This window comes from Streptomyces sp. NPDC003036 (assembly GCF_040611175.1).
GTDB lineage: Bacteria > Actinomycetota > Actinomycetes > Streptomycetales > Streptomycetaceae > Streptomyces.
Map to the genome: position 1 here is coordinate 1 of NZ_JBEXNO010000055.1, position 12,764 is coordinate 12,764.

Sequence of the window (12,764 nt, forward strand, 5' to 3'; positions counted from 1 at the left end):
GGGGGTGGGGGGGGGGGTGGGGGGGGGGGGCATGGGGGGGGCCCCGGGGGGAGGGGGGGGGGGGTTCGGGGGCGGGGGGGCCCTCCTTGGCGGGGGGCCCCCCCCGGTGGTGGTGGGGAGGTCAGGCGCGGGTGCCGGCGCCGGCGCGGCGGCGCATGGCGACGAAACCGAGCCCGGCGGCGGTGACGGCGGCGGCGCCCGCACCGGCGACGACGAGGAGGTGGTCGCCCTCATCCACCTCGGCACCGGCGGCCACGCCGCCCTTGGGCACGATGGTGGTCTGGGTGGCGGAGGTCTGCTGCGTGGACGCCGTGCCGGTGGTGCCGCCCTGCGGCGTGGCGCCGCCCGTGGTGGAGCCCTTGCCGACGAAGACGGGCGCGCCCTGCTTGTCGCCCTCGAGGTGGTAGGCCGCGATGCCGCCGTCCTGCTCCAGGACGACGACGGAGGCGCCGTAGAAGAACACGCGGCGGGCCTCGCCGTTGGTGTAGGTGAAGCCGTGGCCCTTGCCGTTCTCGACGAGCTGGAGGCCGTACGCGCCGTTCTTCTTGCCGAGCTCCAGGACGGTGCCGTCGGCGAGCTTGTACTGGCCGAGCTTGCCGCCGGTGGTGAAGTTGCCGACCCAGTGGTGGGTGGTGCCGTCCGGGTTGAGGACGAGGAAGCTGCCGTTGTTGTTGCCGGCGGCCGAGCGGGCGTTGGCGTCGATGACGCCGATGGAGTGGCCCTTCACGAAGGACTCGGCACGGTGGTGGGCGGCGGCGAGCTTGTAGATCTTGACCAGGGTGCCGTCGGAGAGGGTCTCGTCGCGGACGAAGGTGCCCTTGGCGGCGTCGCCCTTGCCGTCCTCGCCCTTGCCCTCGCCGTCCTTGCCGTCCTCGCCCTCGCCGCCCTCGTCGAGCCGGCGCCACGTGAGGGTGCCATCCGCCTTCAGGGTCACCTCGACGCCGTCGAAGACCTTCTTGTCCTGCGGCATGAGGTAGTCCGCCGTGCCGGCCTTCAGCGCGCCCGTCAGGTCGGCGCCCTTGAGGATCTCGGCGGCGTAGACCTCCGCGCTGACCCGGTAGACGTGGGCCACCATCTCCTTGGGGAGGATGTGGGTCCTGATCAGCTCGCCCTGCGTGCCCGGCGTGGTCAGGTAGGTCATCAGGTGGCCGTTGGGGCTCAGCTCGACGCCCACGCTGCCGAACCGGCCCCGGACGACCTTGTCGCCGCTGGTGAGGCTGCCACGGAGCTCGCCGCCCTCGAAGAAGTCGACGATGAACCGGCCGGCGCCGTTCTTGTGGACCTCGGCGACCAGGCCGCCGACGAGCTTCTCGGTCCGCACGTGCTCGCGGTCGCCGGTCTTCGTGTCACCGGTCTTGGCGCCGGTGGCCGGGGCGGGGGCCGGCGCGGTGCCGTCCGCCGCGAAGGCGGTGCCGCCGGTGACGACCGGGGCGAGGGCGACGCCGGCGAGGACGGCGGTGGCAAGGGCGGTGCGGAGGGCGGAACGCATAACGACTCCTGTGAACAGGTCGGTTTCGGATGGAAGAGCCGCATGCCTGCCTTGCCTCGTCGGTGTGGCCGTTGAGTGTGGGCGGGGCTGCACGAACAAAGTTATGGATCTTGCGTGGAGGAGGTGTCCGCTCCATGTCACAGGCATGTGACAGCCCTCACGCCCTCTTCGTCCACCCCGCCCACCAGGGGTTTTCCACAGGCCCGCGCACGGGGGCTGTACAGGCCGCTACGCGCGTAGATATGCTCCAGTGGTGACCATGCCCACCACCCTTTCCGCATTCGCTGACGTGACCGCGTCCGACAGCACACTGCGCCGCTTCCTCCACGGGCTGCCCGGTGTGGACCCCGTCGGCCTCGAAGCGCGCGCCGCGTCACTCGGTACCCGTTCGATCAAGACCACGGCCAAGGCGTACGCCATCGACCTGGCCATCTCGATGATCGACCTGACGACGCTCGAAGGCGCGGACACCCCGGGCAAGGTCCGGGCGCTCGCCGCCAAGGCCGTCAACCCCGATCCGACCGACCGCACCAGCCCGCGCACCGCCGCGGTGTGCGTGTACCCCGACATGGTGGCCACCGCCAAGGCAGCCCTGACCGGCACGGACGTCAAGGTCGCCTCCGTCGCCACCGCCTTCCCGGCCGGCCGCGCCGCCCTCGACGTCAAGCTCGCGGACACGCGTGACGCCGTCGAGGCCGGGGCGGACGAGATCGACATGGTGATCGACCGCGGCGCGTTCCTCGCGGGCGACTACCTGAAGGTGTACGAGGAGATCCGGGCCGTGAAGGAGGCCTGCGGCGAGCGGGCGCGCCTGAAGGTCATCTTCGAGACCGGCGAGCTGTCGACGTACGACAACATCCGCCGCGCCTCCTGGCTCGGCATGATCGCCGGGGCCGACTTCATCAAGACCTCGACGGGCAAGGTGGGCGTCAACGCCACCCCCGCCAACACGCTGCTCATGCTGGAGGCGGTGCGCGACTTCCGCGCGCAGACCGGGGTGCAGGTCGGGGTGAAGCCCGCGGGCGGCATCCGCACCACCAAGGACGCCATCAAGTTCCTGGTCCTGGTCAACGAGACCGTGGGCGAGGACTGGCTGGACAACCACTGGTTCCGGTTCGGCGCCTCGAGCCTGCTCAACGACCTGCTGATGCAGCGTCAGAAGCTGGCCACCGGACGTTACTCCGGCCCCGACTACGTGACGGTGGACTGATCACCATGACCAAGTTCGAGTACGCACCCGCACCCGAGTCCCGCTCGGTCGTCGACATCGCGCCGTCCTACGGCCTGTTCATCGACGGCGAGTTCACCGAGGCCGCGGACGGCAAGGTCTTCAAGACGATCTCGCCCTCCTCCGAGGAGGTCCTCTCCGAGGTCGCCCAGGCCGGGGCCGAGGACGTCGACCGGGCCGTGAAGGCCGCCCGCAGGGCGTTCGAGAAGTGGTCGGCGCTGCCGGGCGCCGAGCGCGCCAAGTACCTCTTCCGCATCGCCCGGATCATCCAGGAGCGCAGCCGCGAGCTCGCCGTCCTGGAGACCCTGGACAACGGCAAGCCGATCAAGGAGACCCGCGACGCGGACCTCCCGCTGGTCGCCGCGCACTTCTTCTACTACGCGGGCTGGGCCGACAAGCTCGACCACGCCGGCTACGGGGCCAACCCGCGCCCGCTGGGCGTGGCCGGCCAGGTCATCCCGTGGAACTTCCCGCTGCTGATGCTCGCGTGGAAGATCGCCCCGGCGCTCGCCACCGGCAACACGGTGGTGCTCAAGCCCGCCGAGACCACCCCGCTCTCCGCGCTCTTCTTCGCGGACATCTGCCGCCAGGCGGGCCTGCCCAAGGGTGTCGTCAACATCCTCCCGGGTTACGGGGACGCCGGCGCCGCGCTCGTCGAGCACCCGGACGTCAACAAGGTCGCCTTCACCGGCTCCACCGCCGTCGGCAAGGCCATCGCCCGCCAGGTCGCCGGCACGAAGAAGAAGCTCACCCTGGAGCTGGGCGGCAAGGGCGCCAACATCGTCTTCGACGACGCGCCCATCGACCAGGCCGTCGAGGGCATCGTCACCGGCATCTTCTTCAACCAGGGCCAGGTCTGCTGCGCGGGCTCCCGCCTCCTCGTCCAGGAGTCCATCCAGGACGAGCTGCTGGACGCCCTCAAGCGCCGGCTGTCCACGCTCCGCCTCGGCGACCCGCTGGACAAGAACACCGACATCGGCGCGATCAACTCCGCCGAGCAGCTGGCCCGCATCACGGCTCTCGCCGAGACCGGCGAGGCGGAGGGCGCCGAGCGCTGGTCCCCCGCCTGCGAGCTCCCGTCGCACGGCTACTGGTTCGCGCCGACCCTCTTCACCAACGTCACGCAGGCGCACACCATCGCCCGCGACGAGATCTTCGGCCCGGTCCTGTCGGTGCTGACCTTCCGCACGCCCGACGAGGCGGTCGCGAAGGCCAACAACAGCCAGTACGGCCTGTCCGCCGGCATCTGGACGGAGAAGGGCTCCCGCATCCTCGCGGTGGCGAACAAGCTCCGCGCGGGCGTCGTCTGGGCCAACACGTTCAACAAGTTCGACCCGACCTCGCCCTTCGGCGGCTACAAGGAGTCGGGCTTCGGCCGCGAGGGCGGCCGCCACGGCCTGGAGGCGTACCTCGATGTCTGACAAGACCGAACAGAACCGTCTGAGCGTCTTCAAGACCTACAAGCTGTACGTCGGGGGCAAGTTCCCCCGCAGCGAGAGCGGCCGGGTGTACGAAGTGCAGGACCACAAGGGCAAGTGGCTGGCGAACGCGCCGCTCTCCTCCCGCAAGGACGCGCGGGACGCGGTCGTGGCGGCGCGCAAGGCGTTCGGCGGCTGGGCCGGCGCCACGGCGTACAACCGCGGCCAGATCCTCTACCGCGTCGCCGAGATGCTGGAGGGCCGCAAGGGCCAGTTCGTCCGCGAGGTCGCGCACGCCGAGGGCCTGTCCAAGGCGCAGGCGGCGGAGGCCGTCGAGGCGGCCGTCGACCGCTGGGTCTGGTACGCGGGCTGGACGGACAAGATCGCGCAGGTCGTGGGCGGGGCGAACCCGGTCGCGGGCCCGTTCTTCAACCTGTCGACGCCCGAGCCGACGGGCGTGGTCGCGGTCGTCGCGCCCCAGGAGTCGTCCTTCCTGGGCCTGGTGTCGGTGATCGCGCCGGTCATCGCCACCGGCAACACCGCGGTCGTCATCGCCTCCGAGAAGGCCCCGCTGCCCGCCCTGTCGCTGGGCGAGGTACTGGCCACCTCGGACCTGCCGGGCGGTGTCGTCAACGTCCTGTCGGGCCGTACGGCCGAGATCGCCGGGCCGCTCGCCGCGCACCAGGACGTCAACGCCCTCGACCTGACGGGCGCGGACGCGGAGCTGGCGCGCGAGCTGGAGATCGCCGCCGCGGACAACCTCAAGCGGGTGCTGCGCCCCGAGGCCGTGGACGGCGAGGACTTCACCGCCGACCCGGGCACGCGCCGCCTGACCGCCTTCCTGGAGACCAAGACGGTCTGGCACCCCACGGGTTCGCTGGGCGCCTCGGGCTCCTCGTACTGACGGTCCCCCTGGGCGAACGGCCCCGCCTCACCTCCGTCCGGGGGAGCGCGGGGCCGTTCTCGTACGACGTACTCGCTACGGAACCGGTCTAGCCGGGCAGCGCGCCGCCCAGCACCGGGCCGACCACCGGGAGGTTCGGGGCGCTGGTCAACGAGCCCGTCACGCTGGTGGTGTTCACCGGCTGGAAGTCGCCCACCTGCGTACCGACGCCGTTGTTGAGCGGATCGACACCGGTCTGGGCGAGCGGGTTGATCTTCAGGTGCTTGGCGGCGCCCACCACGTGCGGGACGGCCGCCTGCACCCCCTGCATCGCCGACGCCGTGTCGAGCTCGCCCACCGGGCTCGGGACCGCGTGCGCGGTGCCCCCCGCGGCGCCGAGCGCGGCACCGAGGGCGGAGAGGGTCAGTCCGGCCTTGAGAAGGGTGTGACGTGCCATGGGAAGGGCTCCTGCCGCGTGCGTATCGAGCGCGATCGGTCGACCACGGAGCGTATGCGAGATGTGATGCTCGATACCAACGGGTGCCCGGCGGGGTCCCCCGCACGGGTGCATGCCTCAGACTGGTGTCCCGTGAGTTCCCATCCCCTTCAGGCCCGCGTCGTGCTGCTCGCGGGACCGTCCGGCTCCGGCAAGTCCTCCCTCGCGGCCCAGACCGGTCTTCCGGTGCTGCGCCTCGACGACTTCTACAAGGAGGGCGACGACCCGACGCTCCCGCTCGTTCCGGGCAGCCCCGACATCGACTGGGACTCCCCGCTGTCCTGGGACGCGGACGCCGCGGTGGCCGCGATCGTGGAGCTGTGCGCCACCGGTCGTACGGCCGTCCCGGTGTACTCCATCGCCACCAGCGCGCGAGTCGACCGCGAGGTGCTCGACATCGGGCGCGCACCGCTGTTCGTGGCCGAGGGGATCTTCGCGGCGGACATCGTGGCGCGCTGCCGGGAGCTCGGGGTCCTGGCCGACGCGCTGTGCCTGCGCGGCCGCCCGTCCACGACGTTCCGCCGCCGGCTGCTGCGCGACCTGCGCGAGGGCCGCAAGTCGGTGCCGTTCCTGCTGCGCAGGGGCTGGCGTCTGATGCGCGCCGAGCGCTCCATCGTGGCCCGCCAGACCGCCCTGGGCGCCCACCCCTGCGACAAGCCCGAGGCCCTCGTACGCCTCACCGCCGCGGCGGCGGACCGCCACCGTACGCCCTCGGCGACGGCGTAGCCGCGGCACGGGAACGCGCGTGGGGCCGGGCAGGGCTTCCGCCCCGTCCGGCCCCACGCTCCCCCGTGTCCCCCGTGTTTCCCCGTTACCCCCCTGTTGCGGGCACCCCCGTACCCATGAACCCACCGCGGCCTCCCCCGAGGCCGCGCGGCGGGCCCCCCGTTCCCTCAGGCCACGAGCTGGCCGAAGGACTCCTCCTGGTCACGGCCGAAGCTGAGGACGTCGTCCTCGCGCAGCCGGCGCAGGGAGCGCCAGATGCTCGACTTGACCGTGCCGACGCTGATGTCGAGGATCTCCGCGATCTCCGGGTCCGTGCGGCCCTCGTAGTACCGCAGGACCAGCATGGTGCGCTGCAGTTCGGGCAGCCGGGCGAGCGCCTGCCAGAGCACCGCGCGCAGCTCCGTGCCGCGCATCGCGTCGCTGTCTCCGGCGGACTCGGGCAGCTCCTCCGTCGGGTACTCGTCGATCTTCCGCCGCCGCCAGGCGCTGATGTGCAGGTTCGTCATGGTGCGGCGCAGGTAGCCGCCGATCGCCGCCTTGTCGCTGATGCGGTCCCAGGCGCGGTACGTCGAGAACAGCGCGCTCTGGAGCAGGTCCTCGGCCTCGAAACGGTCACCGGTGAGGTGGTAGGCCGTGGCGTACAGGGAGGCGCGGCGCTCGCGTACGTAGGCGGTGAACTCCGCCTCGGTACGGCTCGACCGCTCCCCCGTGGCCTCCCTGTACGCCCCTCCCCCGTCAGGCACGGCCGCCATGTACGGCGGCTTGTGCTGACGTCCGGCGCCGCGAACGCACCCCCGCCCGTTCACGGCGCCGGACTTCTCGGTGCTCCGCGTGACGTCGTGGAGACGCGTGACAACTGCGTTCGAGGTGGTGCCGGTGCTGAGCACTGCGTTCATCTCACGCCCCCCGTCGGTTGGAGTCTGTTTCGGTCCGGTGCGAAAAAGCTTGCCCGGACGACTTCATAGCGGTGTCCGCCGACTGTCACAGACCTGTCACAGCGGCCGGTGGCCGGCCGGGGGGCGGCGGACGGTCGAACTGCCCCTCCACCATGGGACAGAATGACGGCGTGCCTTTCCTGTTGCTGATCGAGGACGACGACGCCATCCGCACGGCCCTCGAACTCTCGCTGTCACGCCAGGGCCACAAAGTGGCCACCGCGGCGACGGGCGAGGACGGCCTGAAACTGCTGCGCGAGCAGCGGCCGGATCTGATCGTGCTGGATGTGATGCTGCCGGGCATCGACGGTTTCGAGGTGTGCCGGCGGATCCGGCGCACCGACCAGCTGCCGATCATCCTGCTGACCGCGCGCAGCGACGACATCGACGTCGTGGTGGGCCTGGAGTCCGGTGCGGACGACTACGTCGTCAAGCCGGTGCAGGGCCGCGTGCTGGACGCCCGTATCCGGGCGGTGCTGCGGCGCGGGGAGCGGGAGTCGACGGACTCGGCGACGTTCGGGGCGCTGGTGATCGACCGGTCGGCGATGACCGTGACGAAGAACGGCGAGGACCTCCAGCTCACGCCGACCGAGCTGCGGCTGCTGCTGGAGCTGAGCCGTCGGCCGGGCCAGGCGCTGTCGCGCCAGCAGCTGCTGCGGCTGGTGTGGGAGCACGACTACCTGGGCGACTCGCGGCTGGTGGACGCGTGTGTGCAGCGGCTGCGGGCGAAGGTCGAGGACGTGCCGTCGTCGCCGACGCTGATCCGCACGGTGCGTGGTGTGGGCTACCGGCTGGACGTACCTTCGTGAGACCGCTTCGCTGGACGAGCCTGCGGCTGCGCATGGTCGTCGTCTTCGCGCTCGTCGCGCTGACCGCCGCCGTGTCGGCGTCCGGCATCGCGTACTGGCTGAACCGCGAGGCCGTGCTGACGCGTACGCAGAACTCGGCGCTGAACGACTTCCGCCAGGAGATGCAGAACCGGGCCGCGTCCCTGCCGCTGCGGCCGACCGAGGAGGAGCTGCGGCGCACCGCCGAGGAGATGTCGTCCAACGGCGTCGGGTACGGCGTGGTGCTGCTGGCCGAGCGGGACGCGGGCAAGCCGATCGTCGGGGTCTCCGACCCGGACCGGTTCACGCTGGACGACGTACCTCAGGCGCTGCGGGCGGCGGTGGACGAGCGGCACGAGGTCAACGACGGCAACCCGTACGCGTACCACCTGTTCTGGCAGCGCACGACGCGCGGCCAGACGCCCTACCTGGTGGGCGGTACGCGGATCGTGGGCGGCGGGCCGACCGGGTACATGTTCAAGTCCCTCGATCCGGAGCGGCAGGACCTCAACTCGCTGGCCTGGTCGCTGGGCATCGCCACGCTGCTGGCGCTGCTGGGCTCGGCGCTGCTCGCGCAGGCCGCCGCCACGACCGTGCTGAAGCCGGTGCACCGGCTCGGGGAGGCGGCGCGGCGGCTCGGCGAGGGCAAGTTGGACACCCGGCTGCGGGTGTCGGGCACGGACGAACTGGCGGAGCTGTCGCGGACGTTCAACGCGGCCGCCGAAAGCCTCCAGAAGAAGGTCGCGGACATGAGCGCGCGGGAGGAGTCGAGCCGCCGCTTCGTCGCGGACATGTCGCACGAGCTGCGGACGCCGATGACCGCGCTGACCGCCGTGACCGAGGTCCTGGAGGAGGAGCAGGAGAGCCTCGACCCGATGATCGCGCCGGCCGTGGCCCTGGTGGTCAGCGAGACGCGGCGGCTCAACACGCTGGTCGAGAACCTGATGGAGGTCACCCGCTTCGACGCCGGTACGGCCCGGCTCGTGCTCGACGACGTGGACGTGGCCGACCAGGTCACCGCCTGCATCGACACGCGCGCGTGGCTGGACGCGGTCGAGCTGGACGCCGAGCGCGGCCTCATGGTGCGGCTCGACCCGCGCCGGCTGGACGTGATCCTCGCGAACCTCATCGGCAACGCCCTCAAGCACGGCGGCTCGCCGGTGCGGGTGGCGGTGCGGACGGAGGGCGACGACCTGCTCATCGAGGTGCGCGACCACGGCCCCGGCATCCCCGAGGACGTCCTGCCGCACGTCTTCGACCGGTTCTACAAGGCGAGCGCCTCCCGGCCGCGCTCCGAGGGCAGCGGCCTCGGCCTGTCGATCGCGATGGAGAACGCGCTGATCCACGGCGGCGACATCACGGCGGCGAACTCTCCCGACGGCGACGGCGCGGTGTTCGTGCTGCGGCTGCCGCGCGACGCGTCGCGGACCCCCACCGGCGAGGACGAACAGCAGAAGGGCGACGGGCATGGCGGCGGGCATGGGGACGCGTAGGACGACGCGTACGCGGCGGTGGCGGCGGGGCGCGGGCGCGCTCGTGGGTGTCGCCGCCCTCGCCGCCCTCGCCGCCGGCTGCGGGATCCGGCCGACGGTCCCGGTCGACGCGGGCGCCGCGCCTTCGCGGATGCCGTGCACCCTCTCGGACGAGAACCGGACCGAGGCGGGGGCCGGCGGCGCGGCTCAGGGGCGGCAGGGCCTGCCCGTGACGGTGTACCTGGTGTGCGCGTCCGGCCTGGAGCCGGTGCGGCGCACGATCGAGGAGGCGCCCGTCGTGAAGGGCCGCGACAGCCGCGTGGCGGTGGCCGGCGCCCTGCTGGGCCAGTTGTCGGCGGAGCCGCCGGCGAGCGAGCGGCAGGCGGGCTTCGTCACGTACGTGGAGCCGCCGCTGAGCGTCTCGGCGGGCCGCGAGGGCGATCCGGCGCGGGCGCTGCGGCTGAGCCGGCAGCCCGACGACCTGCCGCCGGCGGCGCTGTCGCAGCTGGTGTGCACGTACGCGGGGAACGCCGCGACGACCGCCGGGGGCGGGAGCGTCGTGCTGGGCGGCCCCGGGGACCGTCCGGCGCGGCGGTACACCTGTACGGAGGCGGTCAAGGAGCGCCCGGAGTCGGTGGCGCCGACGGCGGAGGCCTCCTGATCCCCGTTCCCGGCCTCGTCCGGGTCCTGCACGGTGTGCGGAACCGATCCTGCCGGTGAGCGCGTCTTGGGGTGCGTGCAGCGTCAAGGTTCGGGCGGCAGTGCCGCCATCCGGTTCCGCATCGGCTTCCGCGCGGCGGGGTTCGTCCTGCTTCTCGCGCATCTGGTGCTGGTGGGATGGCTGACGCTCCGGCCGCTGGACGTGATGTGGGTGAACGCCGACAACCTCGAACCGCTCGCGGGCATCAAGGCGGACCTGGCGCTGGGGCCCGCGGAGGCCGCGCGCCGGATCGCCGAGGGCCTGCTGCTCCTCGCGCCGCTGGGGGTGCTGCTGCCGGTGGCGGGCGGCCGGCTGGACGTCTCGCCGTGGGCCTCGCTGGCCCGTACGGTCGCGGCGGGCGCGCTGGTCTCGCTCGCCATCGAGCTGCTGCAGACCGTGGTGCCGGGGCGCGTGGTGGACGTGGACGCGCTGCTCCTGAACACCGCGGGGGTGGCGCTGGCGCATCTGGCCGTGGTGCCGGCCGCGCGGGCGCGGCTGCGGCGGGGGGCGCGCCGGGGGCGGCGGCCGGTCCGCCGGGAGGAGACCTCTCAGGGTGCGACCCCGACGATTCCCAGGGTCGGGATCGCCCCGTAGTCCGACGTTTTGCCCCCCTTGGGCGGGTGAGGATGGATCCAAGGACGATGACTCACCCCGTCACCAAGGAGCCCACCATGGCCGCACTTGTCCGCCCCCGTCACGGCCGCATGATCGGCGGAGTGTGCGCAGCGCTGGCCCGGCGCTTCGGCATGTCCGCGACGACGATGCGCGTGATCTTCGTCGTGTCGTGCCTGCTGCCCGGGCCGCAGTTCCTGCTGTACCTGGCGCTGTGGATACTGCTGCCGTCGGAGAAGGCCGCCAAGCCGGCCTGGTGATCCGATCCCGGCATGCCGCAGGCGTACGCAAAGGGGGCGCGCAACCACACGGTTGCGCGCCCCCTTTGCCGTACGCGGCCTCTCAGAGACCGACGGCCGGCAGGCTGCCGCCGACGGGCAGGCTGTGGAGGAGGCTGGACACCACGGCCGGGTCGACGGGCAGGCCCTGGACGGCGTGGGTGAGGCCCTGCGCGGTGCCGAGCGCCTCGGTGGTCTGGCCGGGGAGCTGCTCGATGGCGGCACCCGCGAGAGGCATGGCGACCGGCAGCACCCTGTTCGTGGCCTCCAGGCCGGTGGAGGCGGGGCTGACGACCGCGGAGGCGCTTCCGGCGGCGGTGGCGGCGAAAGCGGCACCGAGAGCGGCGACACCGAGGGTCTTGGCGGCGGAGTGCTTCATCGAAAATGTCCTCGGGGAATTCGGGGGAGGATGAGCGGCTCTGCAAGCTAGTCAGGCGACGGCGATCTCCGCAAACACCGGAAACGGCCGGGTCGCGATTTCCCCGGCCGTTCCGGTATCACCCGCGAGGTCCTTCAGGACGCGGAACCGCTGGTCGCGGCGGTCTGCGTGAACAGCCATTCGGACTTGAGCTCGGCGTAACCCGGCTTGATCACCTCATTGATCATGGCCAGGCGTTCGTCAAAAGGAATGAATGCTGATTTCATCGCATTGACCGTGAACCACTGCATGTCGTCGAGCGTGTAGCCGAACGTATCGACCAGCCGCTCGAATTCCCGGCTCATGCTGGTGCCCGACATCAGGCGGTTGTCGGTGTTGACGGTGACCCGGAAGTGCAGTCGGCGCAGCAGCCCGATGGGGTGCTCGGCGTACGAGGGGGCGGCGCCTGTCTGGAGGTTGGACGTCGGGCACATCTCCAGCGGAATGCGCTTGTCGCGTACGTACGCGGCGAGCCGGCCCAGCGCGACGGTGCCGTCGTCGGCGACCTCGATGTCGTCGATGATCCGCACACCGTGGCCGAGGCGGTCGGCGCCGCACCACTGGAGCGCCTGCCAGATGGACGGCAGGCCGAACGCCTCGCCGGCGTGGATGGTGAAGTGGTTGTTCTCGCGCTTGAGGTACTCGAAGGCGTCGAGGTGGCGGGTGGGCGGGTAGCCCGCCTCGGCGCCCGCGATGTCGAAGCCGACGACGCCGCGGTCGCGGTAGCGGTTGGCCAGCTCGGCGATCTCCAGGGCGCGGGCGGCGTGCCGCATCGCGGTCAGCAGGGCGCCGACGCGGATGCGGTGCCCGGCCGCGCGGGCGCGCTGCTCGCCGAGGCGGAAGCCGTCGTTGACGGCCTCAACGACCTGTTCGAGGGTCAGGCCCTTCTCCAGGTGCTGCTCGGGCGCGTACCGCACCTCGGCGTAGACGACGCCGTCCGCGGCGAGGTCCTCGGCGCACTCGGCGGCGACGCGGACGAGGGCCTCGCGGGTCTGCATGACGGCGCACGTGTGCGCGAAGGTCTCCAGGTAGCGCTCCAGGGAGCCGGAGTCGGCGGCTTCGCGGAACCAGACGCCGAGCCTGTCGGCGTCGGTCTCGGGAAGCGCGCCGTACCCGGCGTCCCGGGCCAGTTCGACGACGGTGCCGGGCCTCAGTCCACCGTCGAGGTGGTCGTGGAGCAGCACCTTGGGCGCGCGGCGGATCTGGTCGGTGGTCGGGAGGTTGGGGATGGAGCTCGTCATTTTCGAACTCTAGCCCCTACGCGCGTAGAGAGCGGGTTGTT

Annotated in this window: 14 protein-coding genes; 9 read left to right on the forward strand and 5 right to left on the reverse strand. The window is 72.0% G+C overall.

The window, feature by feature from the left end; translation table 11 throughout:
* Positions 1-121: 121 nt before the first annotated feature.
* Positions 122-1,489, reverse strand: a complete 1,368-nt coding sequence (locus ABZX67_RS29990) for a hypothetical protein (RefSeq protein WP_355366739.1) — start codon at positions 1,487-1,489, stop codon at positions 122-124.
* Positions 1,490-1,748: 259 nt separating this feature from the next.
* On the opposite strand from ABZX67_RS29990, the gene deoC reads away from it, so the two are divergent.
* From deoC to ABZX67_RS30005, 3 genes are read left to right on the forward strand one after another with little or no spacing between them, the layout of a single operon-like run.
* Positions 1,749-2,699 (forward strand): deoxyribose-phosphate aldolase, encoded by a 951-nt coding sequence (gene deoC, locus ABZX67_RS29995; protein WP_355366742.1) that lies wholly within the window; start codon positions 1,749-1,751, stop codon positions 2,697-2,699.
* 5 nt (positions 2,700-2,704) lie between these two features.
* A complete protein-coding gene (locus ABZX67_RS30000; protein WP_355366745.1) occupies positions 2,705-4,138 on the forward strand; it encodes an aldehyde dehydrogenase family protein in 1,434 nt (477 codons plus the stop codon).
* Positions 4,131-5,039, forward strand: coding sequence for an aldehyde dehydrogenase family protein (locus ABZX67_RS30005; RefSeq protein WP_355366748.1), 909 nt, complete (start codon positions 4,131-4,133; stop codon positions 5,037-5,039). Before ABZX67_RS30000 ends, ABZX67_RS30005 begins: the two co-directional genes overlap by 8 nt.
* Before the next feature lie 88 nt (positions 5,040-5,127).
* Here ABZX67_RS30005 and ABZX67_RS30010 read toward each other — a convergent pair whose 3' ends face one another.
* On the reverse strand, positions 5,128-5,475 hold the full coding sequence (locus tag ABZX67_RS30010) for a hypothetical protein (protein ID WP_355366751.1): 348 nt from the start codon (positions 5,473-5,475) through the stop codon (positions 5,128-5,130).
* 66 nt (positions 5,476-5,541) lie between these two features.
* Between ABZX67_RS30010 and ABZX67_RS30015 the strand changes: the two genes are divergently transcribed.
* Positions 5,542-6,240, forward strand: a complete 699-nt coding sequence (locus ABZX67_RS30015) for a uridine kinase (RefSeq protein WP_355366754.1) — start codon at positions 5,542-5,544, stop codon at positions 6,238-6,240.
* Between the two features lie 167 nt (positions 6,241-6,407).
* Here ABZX67_RS30015 and ABZX67_RS30020 read toward each other — a convergent pair whose 3' ends face one another.
* On the reverse strand, positions 6,408-7,136 hold the full coding sequence (locus ABZX67_RS30020; protein WP_355366757.1) for a SigE family RNA polymerase sigma factor: 729 nt from the start codon (positions 7,134-7,136) through the stop codon (positions 6,408-6,410).
* A 170-nt stretch (positions 7,137-7,306) separates the two neighbouring features.
* Here ABZX67_RS30020 and afsQ1 point away from each other — a divergent pair, with 170 nt between their 5' ends.
* The 5 genes from afsQ1 to ABZX67_RS30045 all read left to right on the forward strand — a co-directional run bounded on the left by afsQ1 (position 7,307) and on the right by ABZX67_RS30045 (position 11,046).
* The gene (gene afsQ1, locus ABZX67_RS30025; protein ID WP_199819673.1) at positions 7,307-7,984 is read left to right on the forward strand and encodes a two-component system response regulator AfsQ1; all 678 of its coding nucleotides are present in this window, start codon (positions 7,307-7,309) and stop codon (positions 7,982-7,984) included.
* Positions 7,985-8,016: 32 nt separating this feature from the next.
* Positions 8,017-9,495: a HAMP domain-containing sensor histidine kinase gene (locus ABZX67_RS30030; RefSeq protein WP_355366832.1), complete on the forward strand. Its 1,479-nt coding sequence runs from the start codon at positions 8,017-8,019 to the stop codon at positions 9,493-9,495.
* Positions 9,482-10,135 (forward strand): hypothetical protein, encoded by a 654-nt coding sequence (locus ABZX67_RS30035; protein ID WP_355366759.1) that lies wholly within the window; start codon positions 9,482-9,484, stop codon positions 10,133-10,135. Before ABZX67_RS30030 ends, ABZX67_RS30035 begins: the two co-directional genes overlap by 14 nt.
* Positions 10,136-10,210: 75 nt before the next feature.
* The gene (locus ABZX67_RS30040) at positions 10,211-10,768 is read left to right on the forward strand and encodes a VanZ family protein (protein WP_355366762.1); all 558 of its coding nucleotides are present in this window, start codon (positions 10,211-10,213) and stop codon (positions 10,766-10,768) included.
* Positions 10,769-10,845: 77 nt separating this feature from the next.
* The gene (locus ABZX67_RS30045) at positions 10,846-11,046 is read left to right on the forward strand and encodes a PspC domain-containing protein (protein ID WP_355366765.1); all 201 of its coding nucleotides are present in this window, start codon (positions 10,846-10,848) and stop codon (positions 11,044-11,046) included.
* Between the two features lie 82 nt (positions 11,047-11,128).
* Here ABZX67_RS30045 and ABZX67_RS30050 read toward each other — a convergent pair whose 3' ends face one another.
* Positions 11,129-11,443, reverse strand: a complete 315-nt coding sequence (locus tag ABZX67_RS30050; RefSeq protein WP_355366768.1) for a hypothetical protein — start codon at positions 11,441-11,443, stop codon at positions 11,129-11,131.
* 134 nt (positions 11,444-11,577) lie between these two features.
* Positions 11,578-12,723 carry an adenosine deaminase gene (locus ABZX67_RS30055; RefSeq protein WP_355366771.1) on the reverse strand — a complete coding sequence of 382 codons (1,146 nt, stop codon included), beginning with the start codon at positions 12,721-12,723 and terminating at the stop codon, positions 11,578-11,580.
* Between the last annotated feature and the right edge of the window lie 41 nt (positions 12,724-12,764).

Excerpts from the sequence above, each read along its gene's own strand:
- deoC (WP_355366742.1), top strand. The coding sequence starts at position 1,749 with ATGCCCACCACCCTTTCCGCATTCGCTGACGTGACCGCGTCCGACAGC.
- ABZX67_RS30015 (WP_355366754.1), top strand. The coding sequence starts at position 5,542 with ATGCTCGATACCAACGGGTGCCCGGCGGGGTCCCCCGCACGGGTGCAT.
- ABZX67_RS30035 (WP_355366759.1), top strand. The coding sequence starts at position 9,482 with ATGGGGACGCGTAGGACGACGCGTACGCGGCGGTGGCGGCGGGGCGCG.
- ABZX67_RS30050 (WP_355366768.1), bottom strand. The coding sequence starts at position 11,443 with ATGAAGCACTCCGCCGCCAAGACCCTCGGTGTCGCCGCTCTCGGTGCC.
- ABZX67_RS30020 (WP_355366757.1), bottom strand. The coding sequence starts at position 7,136 with ATGAACGCAGTGCTCAGCACCGGCACCACCTCGAACGCAGTTGTCACG.
- ABZX67_RS30005 (WP_355366748.1), top strand. The coding sequence starts at position 4,131 with ATGTCTGACAAGACCGAACAGAACCGTCTGAGCGTCTTCAAGACCTAC.
- ABZX67_RS30000 (WP_355366745.1), top strand. The coding sequence starts at position 2,705 with ATGACCAAGTTCGAGTACGCACCCGCACCCGAGTCCCGCTCGGTCGTC.
- ABZX67_RS30045 (WP_355366765.1), top strand. The coding sequence starts at position 10,846 with ATGGCCGCACTTGTCCGCCCCCGTCACGGCCGCATGATCGGCGGAGTG.
- ABZX67_RS30055 (WP_355366771.1), bottom strand. The coding sequence starts at position 12,723 with ATGACGAGCTCCATCCCCAACCTCCCGACCACCGACCAGATCCGCCGC.
- ABZX67_RS29990 (WP_355366739.1), bottom strand. The coding sequence starts at position 1,489 with ATGCGTTCCGCCCTCCGCACCGCCCTTGCCACCGCCGTCCTCGCCGGC.
- ABZX67_RS30010 (WP_355366751.1), bottom strand. The coding sequence starts at position 5,475 with ATGGCACGTCACACCCTTCTCAAGGCCGGACTGACCCTCTCCGCCCTC.
- ABZX67_RS30030 (WP_355366832.1), top strand. The coding sequence starts at position 8,017 with ATGGTCGTCGTCTTCGCGCTCGTCGCGCTGACCGCCGCCGTGTCGGCG.